This window comes from Halobacillus locisalis, from assembly GCF_013694105.1.
In the GTDB taxonomy this organism is placed as follows: Bacteria; Bacillota; Bacilli; order Bacillales; family Halobacillaceae; genus Halobacillus; species Halobacillus locisalis.
Map to the genome: position 1 here is coordinate 285,092 of NZ_JACEFG010000001.1, position 23,037 is coordinate 308,128.

The following is a 23,037-nucleotide window of genomic DNA, read 5'->3' on the forward strand; positions in this document are numbered from 1 at the left end:
GGGTGCAGAACAAGATGACGATTACAGAGCGTTTAACCCAGGATATGAAAACAGCCATGAAGGCTCGTGATAAACAAAAGTTATCAACGATCCGAATGGTAAAGGCTTCAATGCAAAATGAAGCGATCAAACTGGGAACAGACTCATTATCTGAAGAAGAAGAAATGACTGTTTTATCTCGTGAGGTAAAGCAGAGGAAAGATTCCCTCCAAGAATTTAAAGAAGCTGGACGAGACGATCTTGTAGAAGGACTTCAGTTTGAACTTGAAGTTTTACAAGCATATATGCCGAAACAGCTGACAAATGACGAACTTGAACAAATTGTTCAAGAAACTATTGAAGAAGTAGGAGCTACGACCAAGGCCGACATGGGGAAAGTCATGACGGCGGTTATGCCTAAAGTGAAAGGCAAAGCCGACGGGTCTCAAGTCAACAAACTTGTACTTCAACAATTATCGTAAATCAAAAGGTCTCTCTATTGAAAGAGAGGCCTTTTTATTACGGTCGAAAAGGTGTTCGAACTCATTTTCGGGTGGCTTGAGAGTTTTTTTATTTTTTTTGAAACAAAACCGCTTACATAAACGTATAGGTAGTATTCCAAGGGAAAGCTAACTAGAGGAGGTGAACGTACCGTGAAGCGCACTTGGCGAATTTGGTTGTTTGTTTCTATGATCATAGCATCCGCTGTCCTTTCTCTTTTTCAATTCATGCCTTTTGTTCAAGCAGATGGGGAAGGGGATCAAGTGTATGTGATCCCCGTTGAGAATACGGTTGAAAGAGGAATGGCTGCTTTTCTAGAGAGAACGACGACAGAAGCTTACGAAAATGGAGCCGATCATATCGTTTTTGAAATCGATACTCCTGGAGGGCGCGTGGATGCTGCCAATGAGATCGCCGTCATCTTCCAAGACATAGATATTCCCAATACCGCGTTCATTACGAGTCAAGCTTTGTCAGCGGGGTCCTACATCGCGTTAAATGCCGATCAGATTTATATGAAACCTCAAGCAACAATGGGAGCATCAGGGGTTATTAACTCTGATGGGACAGCGGCAGATAAAAAAGCGCAGTCCGCTTGGATTTCAGCGATGGTAGCGGCTGCGGAGTCGACAGGCCGTGATCCGATATATGCTAGAGCGATGGCTGACAGTAGTGTTGATTTGCCGGAATACGGGGCAGGTGAAGGAGAGTTTCTGACGCTTAGTCCTTCCGATGCGTTAGAAGTAGGATATTCAGAAGGAATTGTCGACGACCGTACAGAATTACTTAATGAACTGAATTTATCTGAAGCGAAGGTTGTAGAAAAATCGCCTACAGCTGCAGAGAACTTAGCTCGCTTTTTAACGGATCCCGTCGTTATCCCGATTCTATTATCAATAGCCAGTTTAGGGCTTGTGGTAGAACTCTACTCTCCAGGTTTCGGAATCCCCGGCATTATGGGATTATTGTCCCTGGTTTTGTTCTTCTATGGACATATCGTGGCTGGATTGGCGGGATATGAAGCCATTATCCTGCTCGTTCTGGGTATAGGTTTGGTCGTTGCGGAGCTCTTTTTACCTGGAGGCATTGCCGGGATAGCGGGAATCATTGCCATCGTTTCATCCTTGATGCTTTCATCTGCAGATATGGGACATATGGCTATGAGTTTGGGGATTGCTCTAATAGTGACCATCATTGTCTCAGTGATCTTATTTAAAACAATGGGTCTTGAGCGTGGATTCTTCCGTCACGTCATCCTGAATGATTCTACCTCAACAGAGAAAGGTTATGTTTCACAATCCACCCGGTTAGAGCTGATCGGGTTGGAAGGGGAAACTTTGACGCCTCTCAGACCAGCAGGTACAGCAGAGTTTGATAAGGAGCCGCTTGACGTTGTCACAGAGGGTGGCTTCATCAGTAGCCATAAGAGAGTAAAAGTAGTAAAAACAGAAGGATCAAGAATTGTCGTAAGAGAAGTGGAAAAGGATAATACTGAGGAGGAAACAGAATGACATTAAACGAACTAATGCCAATCATCATTATTGGTGTCATCATCATCGTATTAGCGGTACTGTTCACATTTATACCTGTTATGCTTTGGATCAGTGCCTTAGCGGCTGGTGTAAAAATCAACATCTTCACACTCGTAGGGATGCGTTTGAGACGTGTTATTCCATCGAGAGTGATTAATCCCTTGATTAAGGCTCATAAAGCCGGGGTCAATGTAGATACCAACCAGCTGGAGAGTCACTATTTGGCCGGTGGTAATGTAGACCGTGTCGTCAACGCGTTGATTGCAGCGCAACGTGCAAATATTGAGTTGAGTTTCGAACGGGCTGCGGCTATCGACTTAGCTGGTCGTGACGTGTTAGAAGCCGTTCAAATGAGTGTAAACCCTAAAGTGATTGAAACACCATTCATCGCTGGTGTAGCGATGGACGGAATCGAAGTGAAAGCGAAAGCGAGAATCACGGTTCGAGCCAATATCGATCGTCTTGTCGGTGGTGCCGGAGAAGATACAGTCATCGCACGTGTCGGTGAGGGAATTGTATCAACCATCGGTTCTAGCAAGAACCATAATAAAGTGTTAGAGAACCCGGACCTCATTTCTCAGAACGTATTAGGCAAAGGTTTGGATGCAGGGACAGCTTTCGAGATCTTATCCATTGATATTGCGGATATTGACATTGGTAAAAACATCGGTGCCATCCTTCAAACGGATCAAGCTGAAGCGGATAAAAACATCGCTCAAGCGAAAGCGGAAGAACGCCGTGCGATGGCGATTGCTCAAGAGCAAGAAATGCGCGCTCGCGTTCAGGAAATGCAAGCTAAAGTGGTTGAAGCCGAAGCACAAGTTCCTCAAGCACTTGCAGAAGCATTGCGCTCAGGGAAAATGGGTGTCATGGATTACATGAACTACCAGAATATCAATGCCGACACAGATATGAGAAATACGTTAGGCAAAATGTCTGATGAGGAAGAAAATGAAGAAAGTTAAACGTTGGATCAATAAAAAGGAGAATTCCAATGGAAGCATTCTTTGATTTTATCTTCGGGAATATTTTTCTCGTTGCTGTGATTATAGGGGGAATTATCAGTTGGTGGCGAGGCGTGAATAATAGCGATGATGAGAAAGAGACCACGCGCATGCCTTCTGGTCCTTTCCCCTCATCTACGAGAGAGCCCTCCCTTGAAAGAGAAACTGAGGGCTCCCCTGAAAAGACAGGGGAAGATCGCCTGAAAGAGTACTACGAAGTTAAAAAAGAACAAGTAGAAAAAAACTCTGAAGACAAAGGGGCCGAGAAGACTTTCACGTATGAAACACCTCAAAGAGATATTCATACGTGGAAAATGGAGAGGTTCGTTCCGAATGAAGAGAATCCCGATAAGCCGCTTGGTTCGATCAAGAGTTTAAAAAATAAAAATCGATGGGATCGGAAGAGATTAGCAGAAGGTATGGTGATGTCCGAAATATTAGGTCCGCCGCGTGCCCATAAGCCTCATAGCTCTCATCCTAAAAAAAGATGATGAAACGCACGAATTGTAGTGATACAATTCGTGCGTTTTTCGTATAAATGAATAGAGAGGGGGAAGTCGAATGGCTAAATGGCAACAGCAGTTACGGACATGGATCGGTCGTTATTTCGATTTACCTTCTGACGTGATGCTCGATCTACCGAGAATTACAACGATTGGATCGATTCATGTGTACATAGAGAACCATACTGGTCTTTTGCATTTTTCAGACCATGAGATAAGAATACAATATAAAAAAGGCCAGGTACGAATCCTTGGAAAAGATCTTGGTGTGAAGATGATGATCAAAGAAGAACTGCTATTAGAGGGAGAGTTAAAGTCGGTCGAATTTTTACCTGATTCGTAACAGGAGGTGAAGCGATGAAAGGTCAATATGATTTTTACAAGGGTAGAATAAGGATCAGGATTAAGGGCGCATTAGTCGAGCCTTATCTGCAAGCCTGTACACGAAGAGGATGTCAAGTGACCCATCTAACGAGGACGAGCGAAGATGAAGTGCAATTGACGATTCGGTTGAGTGATTGGCGTACGTTCCGTGAGTTAAGAAAAAAGTACAGGTGTAAAATCATCCTGGTGGAAGGGCAGGGAATCCCTTTCATTCTTAAGCGTATGTTTCAAAGACCATCGTTGCTCATAGCGTTTTTTGTCGGTGTATTGTTCGTATTTGTACTTGCGAATACGCTGTGGTCTATTGAAGTGAAGGGGCTGAATCCAGAACTTGAGGCTAGTGTGGAGAGTAAGTTGAAATCCTATGGCGTAACCCCTGGAAAATTGACGATTGGCATGAGCGATCCAAATGACATTCAACGCAAGCTGTTAGAGGATATTCCAGACCTCTTATGGGTAGGTGTGAAGAAGCAAGGGACAAGTTATCATCTATATGGTGTAGAGAAAATAAGGCATGACACGGATGATAAGGAGCGCCCTACCTATCTTGTAGCAAAGAAAAAGGGTATGGTCGTTCAATCGTTTATTAAGACAGGCCGTCCATTAGTGAGTGTCTATGATGTAGTGCAAAAAGGACAACCGTTAGCTACAGGAGAATTGGTCGAAGATGGGGACGTGTTCGTTCATGCTGAAGGAGAGGTCATTGCTGAGACTTGGTATAAAGCAGAGCAAACCTTACCTCAGAAACACATACTCCAGTTGACGAACGGAGAAGCTACCCATAGTTACTCTCTTGATATAGGGCGATTACGTGTGCCACTTTGGGGCTGGTGGACGTCTAATGATGGGGACATCAGAGAAGAAAGTGAGACGTCTGATTGGAATGTGTTCGGTTGGCAACTCCCGGTCCAAATGCAGACCACATCTGCTTATTCGCTGGACGCTATATCCCTCGAAAATTCGCAAAAAGAGTTGAAAGAAATCGGAGTTCGTACAGCCAAAGAAAGTCTCCGACAAACGCTTGATGAAAGAGCGGACATCCTGGATGAAAAAGTTTTGCACCTCAGTAAGGAGCATGGTAAAGTAAAATTAATCCTATTATTCAAAGTTTACGAAGACATCGCAGAAACAAAGTATATTAGCCAAGGAGATTGAGTATGCCAGAAGACTTGAAGACAATCGATATCCAATTAGATAATACCACAGAAGCATTAGCTCTTTTTGGAACGGAAGATAGAAATTTAAAGCAAATTGAAGAACAGCTTAAAGTCACGATCATCTCTCGTGGTGAACATGTGCGTGTTTCCGGTCCAACAGACCTTGTTCAGTTGGTGGAAGACATCTTATTGTCTGTATTGAATGTCATTCGAAGAGGGTTGACCATTACAGAACGAGATGTCGTTTATGCAGTAGAGCTCGCTAAAAAAGGTAAAATAAACCAATTTGAAGCGCTTTTTGAAGATGAAATTACTCGAAATGCAAAAGGGAAGTCCATCCGTGTCAAAACGCTCGGTCAGCGAAAATACGTCTCGGCCATCAAAAATAATGACCTTGTTTTCGGAATCGGACCAGCAGGAACAGGGAAGACATACTTAGCTGTCGTTATGGCCGTCAATGCCCTGAAAAATGGGGATGTGAAACGGATTATCTTAACGCGACCTGCCGTCGAAGCTGGAGAAAGCCTCGGGTTCTTGCCTGGTGATTTAAAAGAGAAAGTAGATCCATATTTACGTCCTCTATATGACTCGTTGCATGATGTGTTCGGAGCCGAGCATACTGCACGTCTGATTGACCGGGGAACGATAGAAATCGCTCCGCTCGCCTATATGAGAGGAAGAACCCTGGATGATGCCTTTGCGATTTTGGATGAAGCACAAAATACGACACCAGAACAAATGAAAATGTTTCTGACTCGTCTTGGTTTCGGTTCGAAAATGATTATCACCGGTGACATTACACAAGTCGATTTGCCGAAAGGCGTGAAGTCAGGGTTGAAAGTAGCGGAAGAAAAGCTTGGAAGAGTGAAGGGCTCCGCCTTTATTCATTTGGATCAAACCGATGTCGTCAGACACCCGCTCGTACAGAGAATCATCGATGCTTACGAAGATGGGGGAGAGTAAGGCCCATTCACCTGGGCCTTCTTTCTTGTTGTCTAGGAAATTATAAAATTCGGACCCTGTGGATAGCGCATCTAATGAGCCACGGCCGGCTCCAGCGCCCAGCCCCTGGCGACATAAGCAGCCCACCCTGCGGAAGGAAAGACCACATTCCTCCGGGTGTTTTGCTTATGCTTGCCTGAGCTCCCGGGCGCTTGTCCCTTTGTTCTTCGCTTTTTGTAAATCTTTTAATGAGGTGAAAAAATGGGAAAGCGTACGAATCAGACAACCGATCAAGGTCGCTCTCTATTTCAGCTATACCGTTTTTGGATTTCACTTGCTGTTCCGGCGTTGCTTGTAGCCGGTGTCTTTTTTGTTGCTGCTTTTTCAAATGTACATACACAAACCTATAGTCTGGACAAATATGGAACGGCTCCAGAAACGATTTACGCACCTATTACGATTGAGAACGAAAGGGAGACGGAGCAACAGATCAGAGAAGTCACTCAGGCCGTTACAGACCGTTATACAGTGTCGGATACGATAGCAGAGGAACGATTGGAGAAAGTATCTGAAGTATTTGAGGTAGTCGAAGAAGTGAAAACGTCAGCCGATTCAGAAGAGGGGATCGTGGAGCAAGTCACAAAATTGCGGACACTTATTTCCGAAGATATTGTCGAGTCCCTCCCAGTTGAGCTTTTTCGTCCGTTGTTAGTTGCAGACCAACAAGAGGTTGAAGCTGGCCAGGAAATCCTCATGTCTTCCCTTCGTTCTGCTTTTGAAGACGGGATACGGTCAACCGACTTAGAAAGAGAAGGACGGACGCTCGAGTTGAAGTTGAAGTATTCCAGTGTACCTGAGTCCTTGCAAGAAGTGATGATCGATATCGGATATTTTGGATTAGTCGAGAATGCTCTATTTGATGCAAGGAAAACGGATGAAGCAAGGAAAGAAGCGATTTCCAATGTGGAGCCCGTGATGGTTCGTGCCGGAGAAGTGTTAGTGGAACAAGGAGCCACGATAACAAATGACGTTTATGAAGATTTATCACTGACCGGTTTGCTGGATGAACAGAAGAATGCTCTTCCTTTGATGGGGTTAGTTTTGTTCAGTTTGATGCTCGGGGCTTTATTTTTATATGAGAGTGTTAAGGCCGTAAGTAAGGGGAATTTGCGCGCTCAACACATCTATGTCATGACCGCTGTTTCTCTTTTTATGATTTTGTTAATGAAAGCGTTCAGCTTATATGTAACCCTTGGGAATCCTGTTTATTATGCTATGCCGGCTGCGACAGGTGTACTTCTGATCAAGTTACTTTGTCACGAACGATTAGCTGTCGTTATGTCCATTTTATATGCATTGATGGCTACTATTTTAATGAATGGCCAGATGCTTGGAATGCTGAATGGAGCAGCTGGAGTCTATCTGTTGATGACTCAGTTATCTGCCGTTTTTTTCCTTTTCCAAACAAAAGATCGTCTATCTATTGTAAGGGCGAGTGTAGGAGTTGCTGTTATTAATATATGCACCATCCTATTCTTTATATTCGTATCCTTTGAAAAGTATTCATGGACGGAAGTGATGCTCTTCGGTGGGTATGGGCTGGGGGCAGCCTTCATTGCAGGAGTGCTGACTTTGGGGCTTTTGCCATTTATCGAGACGTGGTTCGGCATTTTATCTGATAATAAATTGCTGACGCTTGCAAGTCCGAACCAACCGCTCCTTAGAAAAATATTGATGGAAGCTCCTGGAACTTATCATCACAGCATTATGGTGGCAAACTTAAGTGAAGCGGCTTGTGAGTCCATCGGGGCGAATGGGCTTCTCGCCCGAGTGGGAGCTTACTATCACGACCTAGGCAAAACGAGAGAACCTCACTATTTTATCGAAAATCAAATGGGGATGAGAAATCCACACGACTTTCTCGATCCTGACCAAAGTGCAGAAATTATTTTGCACCATCCATATGAAGGCGCTGATTTGTTGGAGAAAGAAAAGTTGCCGAAAGAAATTGTCGACATAGCTAGGCAACACCATGGGACGACGCTATTGAAATATTTTTACTACCAAGCAAAAGAAAACAAGGCCCCTGTGCGTGAAGATGACTTCCGCTATCCTGGACCAAAGCCGCAATCCAAGGAAGCTGCGGTTGTATGTGTGTGATTCCGTTGAAGCTGCTGTTCGCTCATTAGACCAACCGACAGAGGAGAAAATCAAAAAAATAGTCCATTCGATTATAGAAGACAGACTCTTGGATGGACAATTCGATGAAAGTGACTTAACGTTTAAAGAAGTAAAGATAATGGAATCTGCTATATGTGAGACGTTACATGGTATCTTCCATTCAAGAATTCAATATCCAGAAACTCAAACACTTGTGAAGGAGGCAAAATAATTATGATCCATATCGACTTTCAAGATGAAACCAATTCCGTAGACGAGGCTTTTGTAGATCTCATTCAACGTATCCTTCAATTTGCTGCAGAGAAAGAAGGGGTCGAGACGGACTCTGAAGTTTCGCTGAGTTTTGTAGACAATAGCGAAATTCAAGAGATCAATCGTAATTATAGACAAAAAGATTACGCGACCGACGTCATTTCCTTCGCCATGCTAGAAGAAGGTGAAGGAGAAATGAAAATTCTTAATGAGGACATGCCGAATATGCTTGGAGATATTGTCATTTCAGTTGATAAGGCGAAGGAACAGGCTGAAGACTATAACCATTCTTTAGAAAGAGAGTTCGGCTTCTTAGCTCTTCATGGGTTCCTTCATTTATTGGGATACGACCATATGAATGAGGAAGAAGAAAAAGCGATGTTCAATCGCCAAGAGGAAATTCTAAATGAGTTCGGACTTGAACGATCCTAAACAACATAAAAAAATCATCGGCTTTCGTTTTGCATGGAATGGAATACGTGAAGTATATAAGTCAGAAAAGAACTTTAGGATCCATCTCCTAGCTACAGCAATCGTGATAGGTATTGGGGTGCTGCTCGGTGTGAGCGCTCTTGAGTGGAGTGTACTTGCGTTGATTTGTTCGCTGGTTATTTCCTTGGAGATGGTGAATTCAAGCGTGGAGAGAGTCATTGATTATTTAGCACCGGAGCATCATCCGTTAGCTGGGATTATCAAGGACATTTCGGCAGGCGCGGTTCTCATCTCAAGTATCGGAGCCGTGATCATTGCCATCTGCATTTTTCTGCCTAAAATACTTCATATGCTGAGCTAGGTGTGAATCTTGGCTGGTTTATAGTAAAATGAAGTAGCAAGAAAGACACAGTGGGAAATATTCACTGATCGGAGTTTCACTTTACCCCGCCTGAACATGACGTAATTCCCCAACATTGAAAATTGAGCATAAATCATAATAGGAATGTAGGGGAAACGGCATCTAAAGGCCCGATTGGTTCAACTAACCATTAATGGGGAAAACCACCCCATTAATAGAAGTTTCACTTTATGGAGGAACAAACATGACAGAAGAATTTAAGTCAGGCTTTATTGCTATTGTAGGTCGACCGAACGTCGGCAAATCGACGTTTATGAACCGAGTGATCGGTGAAAAAATCGCCATCATGAGTGATAAGCCTCAAACAACACGAAATAAAATCCAAGGGGTAATGACGGATAAAGACTCGCAAATCGTCTTTATTGATACTCCAGGGATTCATAAACCTAAGCACAAGCTCGGGGATTACATGGTTAATGTTGCCGAAAGTACATTAAATGAAGTTGATGCTGTATTGTTCATGATCAATGCTGAAGAAGGCTATGGTCGTGGTGATCAGTTTATTATTGATCGACTGCAACGAGTGAACCAGCCTATTTATCTGATCATTAACAAAATTGATAAAGTTCACCCGGATAAACTGCTTCCACTGATTGATCAATACAAGGAAAAGTTGAACTTTGAAGAAATTATCCCGATTTCGGCTCTTGAAGGGAATAACGTACCCCACCTTATCAAAGTATTGAAAGAGCAACTTCCGGAAGGTCCTCAATTCTACCCGGAAGATCAAATCACGGACCACCCGGAACGATTTGTCATCAGTGAGTTCATTCGTGAAAAGGTCCTTCATTTAACTCGTGAAGAAATCCCTCATTCCATTGCAGTTGTTATCGAAGGCATTGAACCGCGTGAGAATTCCAATGCCGTATATATTCAAGCTGCCATCATCGTAGAGCGTAAGTCTCAAAAAGGAATCATCATCGGTAAGCAGGGGAGTATGCTGAAAGAAGTCGGACAGCGAGCAAGGAAAGATATCGAATCGTTACTCGGTAGTAAAGTGTATTTGGAGCTATGGGTAAAAGTCCAGAAAGACTGGAGAAACCGTCAAATTCAACTAAGTGATTTCGGTTATAAAGAGGACGAATATTAAGGGTTGGAAAAAATTATGCCACATGAAGATCAGGTCGAGGAAGCATCCTAAACATGTAAGCATTGGGTGAATTTCATTAGACGAAAGGGCGGTGTTTCTTGTGCTCAATAACCTTTCATGGAATGTGTTCAGGCAAACCGGGGATATAGAAACCTATTTGTTAATGAAAGAATTAGAGTCTCAAGATCAGCAGTCTCAAGCACAACATGCTTCCTCATCTGACGTGGAAAAGGCGAAGTTCGAAGACCTTAATTTGTAATGAACATGAGCAGGTGAGAGGGTTGTTAGAAAAAGTAGAAGGTATTGTCATCCGTACACGTGATTACGGTGAAACCCATAAGATTGTCACAATATTTTCAAGGGAAAAAGGCAAGTTCGGTGTCATGGCACGAGGTGCTAAGAAACCGAAAAGCCGAACAGCATCAGTCACCCAACCGTTTATACACGGCATGTATTTAATTCATATAGGGTCCGGTTTAGGGTCAATGAGTCAAGGAGAAATGATATCTTCCCTTCGGGGCATACGTGAAGATATCGTCAAGACTGCCTATGCTTCTTATGTAGCAGAATTGACAGATAAACTCATTGAAGAAAAACAACCGGACCCTTTTCTTTATGAACAATTCCTTCAAACATTGCAATGGATGAGTGAAGGGAAAGACCCGAATATTTTAACGATGATGTATGAACTCAAGCTGTTTCAAAAGGCGGGTTTCGCACCCGTCGTCGATCAATGTGTCCATTGTGGTTCAACTGAAGGACCTTTTTCTTTCTCCATGGCCGAGGGTGGATTGTTGTGCTTCAGGAGTAAGCATCGTGATCCGGAAGCTTATGGTTTACCAGATCCGCTTCCTAAGCTCTTGCGTGTGTTTTTACATATGGATGTAAAGCGCTTAGGTGCGATCTCCATGAAAGAACAAAATAAAAAATTGTTGCGTCAAATCATTGATGAATATTATGATCGTTATGGTGGATATTTCATTAAATCTAAAAAGTTTCTGAATCAACTGGATTTGTTTACTGAATAATGTTTGACAATGGATTTGGAATTGAGTATGATTTTTATTACTTACAAACGTTTCGTGACGAAGGAAAGTAGTAGTTGGAACCCAGGATAATAGCGAGCTTGTGATGGTGAAAGACAAGCATCTATGGACTAGCGAAGGTGTTCTGGAGCGATAGTATCTAAAAGTGGCTTTCGAAATGGAAAGCAATTAGGGTGGAACCGCGGAAATCCCGTCCCTATGTCTTTATATGACATAGGGACGGGATTTTTTATGTTCTGTTGATTCCGTTGACAACATCAACAGACAACTATATTAGGAGGGAACATGATGAATATACAAGATATGATTTTGACTCTGCAAAAGCACTGGTCCGATCAAGGATGCCTATTGATGCAAGCCTATGACACCGAAAAAGGTGCCGGCACGATGTCACCAATGACTCTGTTAAGAAGTTTAGGGCCAGAACCATGGAATGTGGCTTACGTAGAGCCTTCCAGACGTCCGGCAGACGGAAGGTATGGAGAGAACCCCAACCGTCTTTATCAGCACCATCAGTTCCAAGTGATTATGAAGCCGTCACCTGATAACATTCAAGAATTATATTTGGATTCCCTAAGAGCCCTTGGGATTGACCCTAATAAACACGACATACGCTTTGTCGAGGATAATTGGGAAAACCCAACCTTGGGTGCCGCAGGTCTCGGTTGGGAAGTGTGGTTAGATGGAATGGAGATCACCCAATTTACCTACTTCCAACAAATTGGTGGGTTGGAAGCACGTCCTGTTTCAGCAGAAATTACTTACGGACTGGAGCGTTTGGCTTCATACATTCAGGACAAAGAAAATGTCTTTGATTTGGAATGGACGAACGGTGTTACCGTTGGAGATATCTTTACCCAGCCCGAATATGAGCATTCCGTTTATACGTTTGAAGAGTCAGATGAAGAAATGCTCTTCCAACTGTTTACGACATATGAGAAAGAAGCCCAGCGCATCATGGACAAAGGCCTTGTATTTCCCGCCTATGACTATGTCCTGAAGTGCTCTCACACGTTCAACTTGTTAGATGCCAAAGGAGTGATCAGTGTAACCGAACGGACAGGTTACATCTCAAGGGTAAGGAACCTAGCACGAAAAATCGCCAAGACGTATGTCGAAGAGAGGGAACGACTAGAGTTCCCTATGCTAGCAAAGGAGGATGAAAGCCATGAGTAATACGGTTCTTTTTGAATTGGGAGTAGAAGAACTTCCAGCACGATTTATTGACGATGCCATTGAACAGCTCACATCCAAAACAGAAGCTTGGTTTAAAGAATCACGGATTCCTTTTGGGGAAATCAGAAGCTTTGCGACACCGAGAAGGTTGGCTGTTCAAATTTCGGACGTTGGAGATAAGCAACCGGACCTTGAAGAAGAGGCGAAAGGACCCGCAAAGAAGATTGCTATTGATGAGAACGGTGATTGGACAAAAGCGGCGATCGGCTTTTCTAAAGGCCAGGGAAAAGAAATCGATGATATCTACTTCAAAGAAATCAAAGGTACCGAGTATGTTCACGTTACGAAATTCGTTGAAGGGGAGCCTACCGAACAGCTTCTTCAAAACTTCAAGAAAGTTTTCCTTAGCTTGAACTTCCCTAAAAATATGCGATGGGCGAGCTATGAATTGAAATACGCACGTCCGATCCGGTGGATGGTTGCTCTGTACGGAGAGCAAGTAATCCCTTTCAACATTGAAAATGTGACGACAGGACGTACGACCCAAGGGCATCGTTTCTTGGGTGACGAAGCGGATATACAAGACGCTTCCCTTTATGAAGAAGTACTTGAAGGACAATCGGTGATTGGTTCTGTGGAGAGAAGAAAGCAGATGATACATGACCAATTGACCTCCCTTCAAGAAGAAAAAGGTTGGTCTCTTATTCTTGACGAAGACCTGTTGAACGAAGTGAATCAACTTGTTGAATACCCGACAGCCTTCAGTGGCTCGTTTAATGAAGAGTTCTTGGACATTCCTGAAGAAGCATTGATTACGTCAATGAAAGAACATCAGCGTTATTTCCCTGTCCGTTCTACTAAAGGCGAATTACTACCCCACTTCGTCGGAGTGAGAAATGGAAACGCCGAACATATTGATAACGTGGCTCGAGGCAATGAGAAAGTTCTGAAAGCCAGACTTAAAGATGCCCAATTCTTCTATGAAGAAGATCAAAAAGGGACTATTGACCAGAAGCTCTCTAAATTGAAACGCATGGTTTACCAGGAGGAACTAGGAACGCTTGCGGATAAAGTGGAGCGCGTCGTAGCGGTTTCAGGTAAAGTGGCTGAATGGTTGGAGTTAGATGAGAATACGAGGCAACAAACGAAACGTGCGGCTGAAATTTGTAAGTTCGACCTTGTGACACAAATGGTTGATGAGTTCACAGAACTACAAGGTGTGATGGGTGAAAAATATGCTCGTTTATTCGGAGAAGACGATGTTGTAGCTACGGCAATAAATGAGCACTATATGCCTAGGCAGGCTAATGGAGCCGTACCATCAACGACAGTAGGTGCCATTGTTAGTATCGCAGATAAACTAGACACGATCGTTGGCAGTATTTCAATTGGTATTATTCCGACAGGCTCTCAGGATCCCTATGGTTTAAGAAGACAGTCGCTCGGGATTTTACAGACCTTGAAAGAGAAAGGATGGAATATATCAGTTGAACAACTCATCGATCTTGTTCATCACTTCTATCGTGAATTGAACCTTCCAACTCGAACGCATGAAGAAGTCGAAGAAGATTTACATGAATTCTTCAAGGTGAGGGCTGCCTATTTATTGCGTGAAGATGGAATCGATCCAGACGTTGTCGAGGCCGTATTGTCAAACGGAATCGGACGTTACGCTTCGACAAGGGATAAAGCGAAAGTGCTTGTCTCTAAACGAACGGACGAAAGCTTCAAACCTGTTCAGGAAGCGTTGGGAAGAGTGATGAAGTTAGCTGAAAAAGCCAGTCAGGTGGAGGTTGATCCTGCTCTATTTGAGAACGATTCAGAATCAAAACTCTATGATATGTACCAGATGACTCATCCTGCCTATCATGAGGCCTTAAAAGAAGAGCAGCCAGAAGAAGCATTAACGGTATTATCTAGCCTGGCCTCTCCTATTCACGATTTCTTCGACCATACAATGGTCATGGCAGAAGATGAGAAGGTAAAGAACAATCGTTTGAGTCTCTTAAAAGGGATTTCAGAAGATGTGAGAGTATTTGCCGATTTGACGAAGATCGAGTGGAAACAGCAGTTCTAAAGTTCCTTCTTTTACCCGTAATTTAAAATGAGGTATAATGATTAAATAGTATGTCACAGTTAGTGAGCAGGGTGGTGAAAGAATGGAACTTTCCAACCGACAAGAGCAAATTATTCAAATCGTAAAAGATAACGGACCGATTACCGGTGAAAATATAGCCGAACAATTAAGCCTTACCCGCGCTACCTTGCGTCCAGACTTGGCAATTTTGACGATGGCCGGGTTTCTAGACGCAAGGCCGCGAGTCGGCTACTTCTTTACAGGAAAAACAGGAACAGAGTTACTCACTGAAAAATTAAAGAAATTTAAAGTGGAAGAATATCAGTCTGTCCCAATCGTCGTCGAAGAAGATGTATCAGCCTACGATGCAATCTGTACGATGTTTCTTGAAGATGTCGGAACCTTATTCGTTACCAATGAATTCTCGCATTTAGTTGGGGTCGTATCGAGGAAGGACTTATTACGTGCAAGCATTGGGAACCAGGATTTGTCTTCCGTCCCTGTGCATATCATCATGACAAGAATGCCGAACATTACCATATGCGAACCAGACGACCTTTTACTTGATGCCGCTCAGAAACTGATCGAAAAGCAAATCGACGGACTTCCTGTTGTGCATGTTCAGGATGACACGTTTGAGGTAATCGGTAGGTTGACGAAGACAAACATTACGAAAGCATTGGTTGAACTCGGCAGGGATCAGCATATGTAAAGTTGATAAAATGAGGAGGGGTTAGATTGGATAAACCCTTGATCTATGTATTATCGGACTCTGTGGGGGAGACAGCAGAGCTTGTGGTGAAAGCCGCGCTCAGTCAATTTGACGATGGCCCATTTGATCTTCAACGGATTCCTTATGTGGAAGACAAAGGGACCATTAATGAAACGGTGCTGCAAGCGAAAGAACAGGGAGCCATGATTGGGTTCACACTAGTCGTGCCTATGTTCAGAAAGCATTTGATAGCAAAAGCTGAAGAGCATGGTGTCGAGTGTGTCGATATTATGGGGCCGATGATGGAATCGATGGAAAAGCATTTTCAAACGGAGCCGCGCCTTGAACCCGGGCTTGTGCATAAATTGGATGAAGATTATTTCAAGCGAGTCGAGGCAATCGAGTTCGCTGTTAAATATGACGATGGTCGTGATCCGAGGGGGATTTCTAAAGCAGACATTGTTCTAATAGGTGTTTCAAGAACGTCTAAGACACCTTTATCGCAATACTTAGCACACAAACGCCTTAAGGTTGCGAATGTTCCGATTGTCCCTGAAGTTCAGCCGCCAGCAGAACTGTACCGGGTAGATCCGAACAAGTGCATCGGACTAAAGATATCAGCAGAGAAGCTGAACAGTATTCGGAAAGAAAGACTAAAGTCATTAGGGTTAGGAGCGCAAGCTAGCTACGCGAATCTCGATCGTATCCAACAAGAAATCGATCACTTCAATAGCGTGGTCGATCGAATTGGCTGCCATGTCATTGATGTTTCGAATAAAGCTGTAGAAGAAACCGCTAATGTCATCATGAATAAATTAAGGGAAGATTCCCAAGAATAGTACAAATTCACAAAGTCGCGCTGTGGTTAAGCGCGACTTTTGTTGGGAATACTCTAAAATAGGTAAAATTAGACATGGTGTTTCTTAAGGGTTTGTATTATAATATTTATTTGTGAAAAAATCCTCTTTTGAGCCCATTGAGAAAGGTTATATACTTTCAGAAAATAAAACATTGCTTAAATAGGAGGATTCTTTCTTTTTATTGTAGAAATACTGTTATTATGTCAAATCTAACTTCAAACCTTTGGGTGGATGCAGATAGTTGTCCAGTCCAAAAAGAAATTGTAAATGTCAGTAAAGTTTACGGGTGGACACCCAGATTTGTGGCCACAATTAATCATTTTAGATCCGATTTAGAAGGGCAGCATTGGACTTTTCTTGATCATGGTGATCAAAATGTGGATCTCTACATTTTGAACCATGTTCAACCACTCGATATCGTGATAACACAAGACCTTTCACTCGCCGTGTTATTAACTTCTAAAAGGGTTTATGTGCTTACACCAAGAGGTAAACTAGTTACGGAAGACGATGCGACACAAATCATGGACTCCAAGCATCTTCGTCAAAAGACGTTGAAGAAGAAAAAGAAATGGAAGGGTCCTTCAGCATTCACAGACAGAGATCGAGAAGAATTTTCTCGACAATTGGAAAAAATAATGTCTGATCATGAAGGGATTCTGTAGTTTAACTCGAATAATTCATTAGTATGGTGATTGATTATGGCTGGACACATTCCAGAAGAGAAAGTGGATGAGATCCGCCGTTCGACAGATATAGTTGATATCGTTGGCGGATATGTAGAGTTGAAAAAGCAAGGAAGAAATTACTTTGGGCTTTGTCCTTTTCACGGTGAGAGCACTCCTTCTTTTTCCGTTTCTGCTGACAAGCAAATTTTTCATTGCTTTGGATGTGGAAAGGGAGGGAATGTCTACACCTTCCTCATGGAAATTGAAGGCTATGGCTTCCTGCAAGCAGTCAAACATTTAGCTGAACAATTAGACATTGAATTACCTGATCATGTGATGGAGGACGACCAACCAACAGAGCGGAGCGAAGAAAGCCAAATCGTTCTGGAAGCTCACCAATGGCTTGCAAAACTTTACCATCATTTATTAAGGAATTCGAAAGAGGGAAAAGAAGCCTTTCAATATTTACTTGATCGAGGTTTTTCGGAAGAAACGATTAAGAAATACCAAATTGGGTTTTCCCCGAATTCCAAAGACTTTGTCGTTACATTCTTGGAGAAAAAAGGTTTTCATCCCCAGACAATGGTGAAAGCGGGTCTTTTGAGTACCAATGACCAAGGAGATTACGCCGACAGATTCAGGGGCAGGGTCATTTTCCCTTTACGCAATCATTTAGGTAAAACCGTTGCGTTTGCAGGGCGTGCCCTTGGTAAGCAAGAACCCAAGTACTTGAACAGTCCAGAAACGGAGCTGTTCCAAAAAGGAAAGCTACTTTATAATTTTGACTTAGCCAGATCCGCTATCCGTAAACAGAAGAGGGTTATTCTTTTTGAAGGTTATGTCGACGTCATTTCCGCCGATCAAGCCGGTGTTCACAATGCCGTTGGAACAATGGGAACGTCCATCTCTTCTACTCAAGCGAATCTGCTTAAGAGATACGTGGATCAAGTTATTATTTGTTATGACGGTGATAAACCCGGCGTAGAAGCTGCAGCCAAGGCTGGTCAATTAATGAAAGAAACGGGCTGTCAAACCTTTGTTGCGCGTATTCCGGATGGGCTCGATCCTGATGACTTCATTCAAAAGCATGGAGGAGACCGATTCCAAAAAGAAGTGATCGACACGAGCGAAACGTACATGACCTTCTTGATGAGTTTTCTCAAAAGGGATTACAACCTCCAAATTGAAGGAGATCGGATTGCTTATATCGAAAAGGTATTACAAGAGGTTGCTAAACTAGATCGTGCCGTCGAACGAGAGCATTACCTCAATGAGATTGCCAAGGAGTTTGAAATGTCTTTGGATACGCTGAAAGAAGAGGTCCAAAGTATTCAAAGGGTCTCACCACCTCAAAAAGCGAATCAAGACTCCCAGCGTTCGAATGATCGAGTACCAAGATCAACGGTACGGAAGAAATTGCTTCCCGCCTTTCACAATGCTGAAAGGATGCTGATAGCATATATGTTGAAAGATCCACTTATAGCTGATAAAGTTCAGGAGGAATTAGGAGGAGCTTTTAATATATCCGATCATCAAGTCATTGTGACACATCTTTACGCATATTATGAAGACGGCAATCCTGCAGATGTCAGTGATTTCGTAGAAAGGCTTGAGGATCATTCCTTAAAGGATACAGTAGTCGAGCTTGCGATGGCACCTGTCAATGAAGAGGTATCTGATCAGGAGCTTTATGATTATATCTCCCGTATTCAGGCAGAAGGCAGCGATCGTACGGATATAAAAAGTTTAGAAGATGATTTGAAGAAGGCTGAACAGCAGAATGAGCATATCAAGGCTGCTGAAATTGCCATGAAAATCATCGAAAAAAAGAAAGAATTGAAAAACACCTAGAATAGTTTGTATAGATGTTGGAAGGAGGGGGACTTATGGCAGGTAAGAAACAACAGCCATCACGTTCTAAAGAAAACGAAAACACGAACGATTTGACTCTTGAGCAAGCGAAAGAGCAAGTCTTGGAAATCGGTAAAAAGCGAGGAGTCCTCGCATATGAAGAGGTAGCCGAGAAACTCTCTAATTTCGAGTTAGACTCTGATCAAATGGACGAATTCTATGAGCACCTCAATGAGCAAGGGGTAGAAGTCATAGGCGATTCTGAAACAGATCCAAGCATGAAACAGCTGGATAAAGAAGAAGAGTTTGACCTTAATGACTTGAGTGTACCTCCTGGAGTGAAAATTAATGACCCAGTCCGCATGTACTTGAAAGAGATTGGTCGAGTAAACTTACTTTCTGCTAAAGATGAAATTAGTTTAGCTCAACGAATTGAGAATGGGGATGAAGAAGCGAAGCGGGATCTTGCTGAAGCCAACTTACGTCTAGTCGTAAGTATCGCAAAACGTTACGTAGGTCGCGGTATGCTGTTCTTGGACTTGATTCAAGAAGGTAATATGGGATTAATCAAAGCTGTAGAGAAGTTTGATTACCGTAAAGGGTATAAATTCAGTACGTACGCGACTTGGTGGATTAGACAAGCCATCACTCGTGCGATCGCTGACCAAGCACGTACCATCCGTATCCCTGTTCACATGGTAGAAACCATCAACAAACTCATCCGTGTCCAACGTCAACTATTGCAGGATCTAGGTCGCGAACCGACACCAGAAGAGATTGCTCAAGATATGGAATTGACTCCCGACAAAGTTCGAGAGATCTTGAAGATCGCTCAGGAGCCGGTATCACTTGAAACACCAATAGGTGAGGAAGATGATTCACATTTAGGTGATTTCATCGAGGATCAAGAAGCAACATCTCCTTCTGATCACGCTGCTTATGAGCTTCTGAAAGAGCAATTAGAAGATGTTTTAGATACGTTAACCGATCGTGAAGAAAATGTTCTGCGCCTTCGCTTTGGCCTTGATGATGGTCGTACACGTACCCTTGAAGAAGTAGGGAAAGTATTCGGGGTTACACGTGAACGTATTCGTCAGATTGAAGCAAAAGCACTGCGTAAACTTAGACACCCGAGCCGAAGCAAGCGTTTGAAAGATTTCATGGAATAGAGACCATTCACTCAGGGTTCATCGTCTAGGTAACGGTGGACCTTGAGTTTTTTTGTTCATGAAAGCACTTCTTAGTTGAAGACAATAGAAGGATGCTTGTCTAAAGTGCTTATACGCTGCTAGTGAGATCGGGGGAGTCTTATGTATGGCTGATCAAAGGAAACAAACCATTGTCAATGAAATTCGATACTGGAAAAAAAATCGATTACTCCCGAGTGAGTATTGTGACTTCTTACTTGCCTTATACACAGAGGGAGAAGGGGAAGCAGTAGAGGACAATCAGAAGGCTACGAAGTATCGCAAACGCTTACCATGGATTTATCTCTTCCTTGCTTTGAACCTGATTTTGTTACCCCTTTCATTTCTTGTCATTTATTTTACTGAAATGGACATCATAATGCAAACAGGGCTTTTGTCGAGTTTTGTAGCTCTCGCTTTGGTTCATTTTTGGCGAATGATGAAAAAGGAATCGGAGCTTTATCATATTCCTCTTATAGTAGGGTTGCTGATTGCCCTGTTGTTATCGGTTTTAATCATCCATAGTTATTGGCCCAACAACTGGAGTACATACGGAATCGTAACGAGTCATTGTCTACTTTGGTTATGGATCGGGAGGCGCCTGAGGCTCCCCTATTTACTTATATCAAGCTCTATAGGTATAATAGTAATGTTGGTGTTTATAGTTCTATAAAAATTCACATCTTAACTCTTTCATAAGTACCGCTTTTCGAGTAGAATAAAAGTAGTCGAACAGACATGCGAATACTTTATTGAAGGAATACATAAGGAGGATGCAACCAATGAGAAAAAACCCTGTGATTCCATTTGCAATTATTGCAGTGCTAGGTATTGTGGCGATGATCATTGTATCCGCTGCTGGTATTAATCAGCGTGAAGCCATTCAGAACCAAGAAGAAAACGGTGGAGAACAACAAGAGGAATCAGGTGAAACAGCAAGTGGCAGTCCGGAAGAAATGTTCCAGTCTAAGTGTGCTAGCTGTCACGGCGGTAACTTAGAAGGTGGCGTAGGTCCGAACCTTACTGATGTAGGAAGCCGCTACTCTGTTGAAGAAATTCAGGACATTATCGTAAACGGTAAAGGAAGCATGCCGCCTGGTTTATATACAGGTGAACAAGCTACACAACTTGCTGAATGGTTGGCAGAGAAAAAATAAGTGAAACCCGGAGGAAAGCTTTCTGTATCTTAATCAGAAAGCTTTTCTTTTTACGTTAGCGCTAAGGAGAGATTCAACATGAACGTAAACCAATTGTCTAAACGGCTAGAGAAAGTGGCGGATTATTTACCAGAAGGTGCTTATTTCGCTGACATTGGGTCTGATCATGCGTATCTACCATGTTACGTTTGTCTGAATGACCCAACAGCTAAAGCGGTTGCTGGCGAGGTGAATCAAGGTCCATTAGACAGTGCTAGAGAAGAAGTGGCTTCGCATCAATTACAAAATAGGATTGATACTAGGCTTGGAAACGGGCTTGCTGTCCTCGAAAAAGATGAGGTCAATCAAGTGACGGTCGCGGGAATGGGTGGACCTCTGATCCGAGATATTTTAGAACAAGGGAAAGATAAGCTCACTTCGGTTAACCGGATTATAGTCCAACCGAACATTGATGCACGCTCCTTGCGACGATGGTTCATTAATAATAAGTACAAGCTGTGTGCAGAAGAAATCCTAGAAGAGAATGGACATATCTATGAGGTCCTTGTAGCTGAACCAGGAAACCCTGGTGAGCCTTACTCAGAGGGACAGCTGGAGAAAGAACTTTGGCTTGGACCTTATTTACTTCAAACGAACAGTGCCGTGTTTCAGAAGAAATGGCGAGAGGAACTAGGAAAGAAACAGTATGTGCTAGGGCAAATTATGCAAGCAGCAACACCGGATGAGGAAAAGGTGAAGCAAATCCAAAGTGATATCGATATGTTGAAGGAGGTTGTTCAATCATGAGCCATTCGATGACGGTAAAAGATATTATTCACACTTTTGAGCAATGGTCGCCGAAGCACTTAGCGTACGACTGGGATAATGTGGGGCTACAAGTAGGAAGCATGAACAAACCAGTCAACAAGGTGATGGTTGCCTTAGATGTGCTGGAAAACGTCGTTGACGAAGCTGTTGAGAAGAAAGTCGATCTCATTATCGCTCATCATCCATTGTTATTTGTAAAATTGAAGCAGATCAATTTAGATTCCCCTAAAGGACGGATCGTGAAAAAATTGATTCAGCACGACATTACCGTTTATGCAGCACATACCAATCTGGATGTCGCTAAAGGCGGTGTGAATGATGTGATGGCTGAAAAAATCGGGTTGAAACAAACAAAACCTCTCATTCCACATACGGAGGACGAGCTTGTTAAACTTGTCGTCTTCGTACCAAATGATCATGTGGAGCAGCTGAGAAATGCGATTAGTGAGGCGGGAGCCGGGCATATCGGCAACTACAGTCACTGCACGTATCAGGTTTCCGGAGAAGGTACTTTTATGCCTGAGAAAGGTACATCCCCTTTCATAGGCGAACATGACAAGTTAGAGAAGGTAGAGGAAAAACGGATTGAGACCATTGTTCCTAAGTCAAGGCTTTCTAAAGTATTACAGGCGATGAAGAATGTTCACCCATATGAAGAGGTCGCTTACGATCTTTATCCCTTAGTCAACGAAGGTGAGACACTGGGTGTGGGTCGTGTAGGTCTCTTGGAACAACCGATGAAGCTAGGAGAGCTGAATGAATTCGTTAAACTTCAATACGACGTTCCGGCCGTACGTTTCACAGGAGATCCTGAAAAGCAGATTAAAAAAGTAGCCTTACTCGGCGGAAGCGGAGAAGACTACATTCATCAAGCTAAACGAAGTGGAGCAGACGTCTATATCACGGGAGATATGACTTTCCATATGGCTCAGGATGCTGATGCTATGGGGCTTGCTCTTATTGATCCGGGCCATTATGTAGAAAAAGTCATATGCCCGACGATTGCGGAGTATTTAGAGGTGAACTGTAATCAGCATCACGACTTGACAATCTTGCTGTCCGAATCCCATACAGAGCCTTTTACATTCGGCTAATGTGCTGTAGAAACAAAAAAGAGA

25 protein-coding genes are annotated in these 23,037 nt (G+C 43.0%); all 25 read left to right on the forward strand.

All coding sequences use genetic code 11. The features are described from left to right. The first annotated feature begins 14 nt into the window (after positions 1-14). The 25 genes from H0266_RS01410 (at position 15) to H0266_RS01525 (ending at position 23,013) form a co-directional block, all read left to right on the forward strand. Positions 15-461 (forward strand): GatB/YqeY domain-containing protein, encoded by a 447-nt coding sequence (locus H0266_RS01410; RefSeq protein WP_181470605.1) that lies wholly within the window; start codon positions 15-17, stop codon positions 459-461. Between the two features lie 207 nt (positions 462-668). Beyond that, positions 669-1,991, forward strand: coding sequence for an NfeD family protein (locus H0266_RS01415; RefSeq protein WP_181471690.1), 1,323 nt, complete (start codon positions 669-671; stop codon positions 1,989-1,991). Next, on the forward strand, positions 1,988-2,977 hold the full coding sequence (gene floA, locus H0266_RS01420) for a flotillin-like protein FloA (RefSeq protein WP_181470606.1): 990 nt from the start codon (positions 1,988-1,990) through the stop codon (positions 2,975-2,977). Before H0266_RS01415 ends, floA begins: the two co-directional genes overlap by 4 nt. Before the next feature lie 29 nt (positions 2,978-3,006). After that, positions 3,007-3,507, forward strand: a complete 501-nt coding sequence (locus tag H0266_RS01425; protein WP_181470607.1) for a hypothetical protein — start codon at positions 3,007-3,009, stop codon at positions 3,505-3,507. A 70-nt stretch (positions 3,508-3,577) separates the two neighbouring features. Next, positions 3,578-3,862 (forward strand): sporulation protein YqfC, encoded by a 285-nt coding sequence (gene yqfC / locus H0266_RS01430; protein WP_181470608.1) that lies wholly within the window; start codon positions 3,578-3,580, stop codon positions 3,860-3,862. Positions 3,863-3,876: 14 nt separating this feature from the next. Beyond that, positions 3,877-5,058, forward strand: coding sequence for a sporulation protein YqfD (yqfD, locus tag H0266_RS01435; protein WP_181470609.1), 1,182 nt, complete (start codon positions 3,877-3,879; stop codon positions 5,056-5,058). Between the two features lie 2 nt (positions 5,059-5,060). After that, positions 5,061-6,023 (forward strand): PhoH family protein, encoded by a 963-nt coding sequence (locus H0266_RS01440; protein ID WP_181470610.1) that lies wholly within the window; start codon positions 5,061-5,063, stop codon positions 6,021-6,023. A gap of 240 nt (positions 6,024-6,263) precedes the next feature. Further along, on the forward strand, positions 6,264-8,162 hold the full coding sequence (locus H0266_RS01445; RefSeq protein ID WP_246363580.1) for an HD family phosphohydrolase: 1,899 nt from the start codon (positions 6,264-6,266) through the stop codon (positions 8,160-8,162). After that, a complete protein-coding gene (locus H0266_RS19395; protein WP_246363581.1) occupies positions 8,149-8,394 on the forward strand; it encodes a hypothetical protein in 246 nt (81 codons plus the stop codon). The genes H0266_RS01445 and H0266_RS19395 overlap by 14 nt, the downstream gene beginning before the upstream one ends. Positions 8,395-8,399: 5 nt before the next feature. Continuing rightward, positions 8,400-8,867: an rRNA maturation RNase YbeY gene (gene ybeY / locus H0266_RS01450; RefSeq protein WP_181471691.1), complete on the forward strand. Its 468-nt coding sequence runs from the start codon at positions 8,400-8,402 to the stop codon at positions 8,865-8,867. Beyond that, entirely contained in the window at positions 8,842-9,228 is a 387-nt protein-coding gene (locus tag H0266_RS01455; RefSeq protein WP_181470611.1) for a diacylglycerol kinase family protein, read from the forward strand. The genes ybeY and H0266_RS01455 overlap by 26 nt, the downstream gene beginning before the upstream one ends. A gap of 244 nt (positions 9,229-9,472) precedes the next feature. After that, positions 9,473-10,378 carry a GTPase Era gene (gene era, locus H0266_RS01460; protein WP_181470612.1) on the forward strand — a complete coding sequence of 302 codons (906 nt, stop codon included), beginning with the start codon at positions 9,473-9,475 and terminating at the stop codon, positions 10,376-10,378. A 163-nt stretch (positions 10,379-10,541) separates the two neighbouring features. Continuing rightward, positions 10,542-10,637 (forward strand): hypothetical protein, encoded by a 96-nt coding sequence (locus H0266_RS19725; protein ID WP_425484276.1) that lies wholly within the window; start codon positions 10,542-10,544, stop codon positions 10,635-10,637. A gap of 22 nt (positions 10,638-10,659) precedes the next feature. Then, on the forward strand, positions 10,660-11,406 hold the full coding sequence (gene recO, locus H0266_RS01470) for a DNA repair protein RecO (RefSeq protein WP_181470614.1): 747 nt from the start codon (positions 10,660-10,662) through the stop codon (positions 11,404-11,406). Positions 11,407-11,712: 306 nt separating this feature from the next. Next, positions 11,713-12,600: a glycine--tRNA ligase subunit alpha gene (gene glyQ, locus H0266_RS01475; RefSeq protein ID WP_181470615.1), complete on the forward strand. Its 888-nt coding sequence runs from the start codon at positions 11,713-11,715 to the stop codon at positions 12,598-12,600. After that, positions 12,593-14,677, forward strand: coding sequence for a glycine--tRNA ligase subunit beta (glyS, locus tag H0266_RS01480; protein ID WP_181470616.1), 2,085 nt, complete (start codon positions 12,593-12,595; stop codon positions 14,675-14,677). The genes glyQ and glyS overlap by 8 nt, the downstream gene beginning before the upstream one ends. An 82-nt stretch (positions 14,678-14,759) precedes the next feature. Further along, positions 14,760-15,389: a transcriptional regulator CcpN gene (gene ccpN / locus H0266_RS01485; protein ID WP_181470617.1), complete on the forward strand. Its 630-nt coding sequence runs from the start codon at positions 14,760-14,762 to the stop codon at positions 15,387-15,389. A 26-nt stretch (positions 15,390-15,415) separates the two neighbouring features. After that, positions 15,416-16,228, forward strand: a complete 813-nt coding sequence (locus tag H0266_RS01490; protein ID WP_181470618.1) for a pyruvate, water dikinase regulatory protein — start codon at positions 15,416-15,418, stop codon at positions 16,226-16,228. Between the two features lie 221 nt (positions 16,229-16,449). Further along, complete coding sequence (locus tag H0266_RS01495; protein WP_181470619.1) at positions 16,450-16,914, forward strand: DUF188 domain-containing protein; 465 nt, start codon at positions 16,450-16,452, stop codon at positions 16,912-16,914. Between the two features lie 36 nt (positions 16,915-16,950). Beyond that, positions 16,951-18,768, forward strand: coding sequence for a DNA primase (gene dnaG, locus H0266_RS01500; RefSeq protein ID WP_181470620.1), 1,818 nt, complete (start codon positions 16,951-16,953; stop codon positions 18,766-18,768). 35 nt (positions 18,769-18,803) lie between these two features. Then, complete coding sequence (rpoD, locus tag H0266_RS01505) at positions 18,804-19,937, forward strand: RNA polymerase sigma factor RpoD (RefSeq protein WP_181470621.1); 1,134 nt, start codon at positions 18,804-18,806, stop codon at positions 19,935-19,937. A gap of 145 nt (positions 19,938-20,082) precedes the next feature. After that, complete coding sequence (locus H0266_RS01510; protein ID WP_181470622.1) at positions 20,083-20,628, forward strand: hypothetical protein; 546 nt, start codon at positions 20,083-20,085, stop codon at positions 20,626-20,628. A gap of 109 nt (positions 20,629-20,737) precedes the next feature. Further along, positions 20,738-21,112: a cytochrome c550 gene (cccA, locus tag H0266_RS01515; protein WP_181470623.1), complete on the forward strand. Its 375-nt coding sequence runs from the start codon at positions 20,738-20,740 to the stop codon at positions 21,110-21,112. A 78-nt stretch (positions 21,113-21,190) separates the two neighbouring features. Continuing rightward, complete coding sequence (locus H0266_RS01520) at positions 21,191-21,898, forward strand: tRNA (adenine(22)-N(1))-methyltransferase (RefSeq protein ID WP_181470624.1); 708 nt, start codon at positions 21,191-21,193, stop codon at positions 21,896-21,898. After that, a complete protein-coding gene (locus H0266_RS01525) occupies positions 21,895-23,013 on the forward strand; it encodes a Nif3-like dinuclear metal center hexameric protein (RefSeq protein WP_181470625.1) in 1,119 nt (372 codons plus the stop codon). Before H0266_RS01520 ends, H0266_RS01525 begins: the two co-directional genes overlap by 4 nt. Positions 23,014-23,037: the final 24 nt, after the last annotated feature.

What these genes read in the sequence shown, in the direction of transcription:
- H0266_RS01410 (WP_181470605.1), top strand. Translation starts at nt 15, where the DNA reads ATGACGATTACAGAGCGTTTAACCCAGGATATGAAAACAGCCATGAAG.
- H0266_RS01415 (WP_181471690.1), top strand. Translation starts at nt 669, where the DNA reads ATGATCATAGCATCCGCTGTCCTTTCTCTTTTTCAATTCATGCCTTTT.
- floA (WP_181470606.1), top strand. Translation starts at nt 1,988, where the DNA reads ATGACATTAAACGAACTAATGCCAATCATCATTATTGGTGTCATCATC.
- H0266_RS01425 (WP_181470607.1), top strand. Translation starts at nt 3,007, where the DNA reads ATGGAAGCATTCTTTGATTTTATCTTCGGGAATATTTTTCTCGTTGCT.
- yqfC (WP_181470608.1), top strand. Translation starts at nt 3,578, where the DNA reads ATGGCTAAATGGCAACAGCAGTTACGGACATGGATCGGTCGTTATTTC.
- yqfD (WP_181470609.1), top strand. Translation starts at nt 3,877, where the DNA reads ATGAAAGGTCAATATGATTTTTACAAGGGTAGAATAAGGATCAGGATT.
- H0266_RS01440 (WP_181470610.1), top strand. Translation starts at nt 5,061, where the DNA reads ATGCCAGAAGACTTGAAGACAATCGATATCCAATTAGATAATACCACA.
- H0266_RS01445 (WP_246363580.1), top strand. Translation starts at nt 6,264, where the DNA reads ATGGGAAAGCGTACGAATCAGACAACCGATCAAGGTCGCTCTCTATTT.
- H0266_RS01455 (WP_181470611.1), top strand. Translation starts at nt 8,842, where the DNA reads ATGAGTTCGGACTTGAACGATCCTAAACAACATAAAAAAATCATCGGC.
- era (WP_181470612.1), top strand. Translation starts at nt 9,473, where the DNA reads ATGACAGAAGAATTTAAGTCAGGCTTTATTGCTATTGTAGGTCGACCG.
- H0266_RS19725 (WP_425484276.1), top strand. Translation starts at nt 10,542, where the DNA reads ATGAAAGAATTAGAGTCTCAAGATCAGCAGTCTCAAGCACAACATGCT.
- glyQ (WP_181470615.1), top strand. Translation starts at nt 11,713, where the DNA reads ATGAATATACAAGATATGATTTTGACTCTGCAAAAGCACTGGTCCGAT.
- glyS (WP_181470616.1), top strand. Translation starts at nt 12,593, where the DNA reads ATGAGTAATACGGTTCTTTTTGAATTGGGAGTAGAAGAACTTCCAGCA.
- ccpN (WP_181470617.1), top strand. Translation starts at nt 14,760, where the DNA reads ATGGAACTTTCCAACCGACAAGAGCAAATTATTCAAATCGTAAAAGAT.
- H0266_RS01495 (WP_181470619.1), top strand. Translation starts at nt 16,450, where the DNA reads ATGTCAAATCTAACTTCAAACCTTTGGGTGGATGCAGATAGTTGTCCA.
- dnaG (WP_181470620.1), top strand. Translation starts at nt 16,951, where the DNA reads ATGGCTGGACACATTCCAGAAGAGAAAGTGGATGAGATCCGCCGTTCG.
- rpoD (WP_181470621.1), top strand. Translation starts at nt 18,804, where the DNA reads ATGGCAGGTAAGAAACAACAGCCATCACGTTCTAAAGAAAACGAAAAC.
- H0266_RS01510 (WP_181470622.1), top strand. Translation starts at nt 20,083, where the DNA reads ATGGCTGATCAAAGGAAACAAACCATTGTCAATGAAATTCGATACTGG.
- cccA (WP_181470623.1), top strand. Translation starts at nt 20,738, where the DNA reads ATGAGAAAAAACCCTGTGATTCCATTTGCAATTATTGCAGTGCTAGGT.
- H0266_RS01520 (WP_181470624.1), top strand. Translation starts at nt 21,191, where the DNA reads ATGAACGTAAACCAATTGTCTAAACGGCTAGAGAAAGTGGCGGATTAT.
- H0266_RS01525 (WP_181470625.1), top strand. Translation starts at nt 21,895, where the DNA reads ATGAGCCATTCGATGACGGTAAAAGATATTATTCACACTTTTGAGCAA.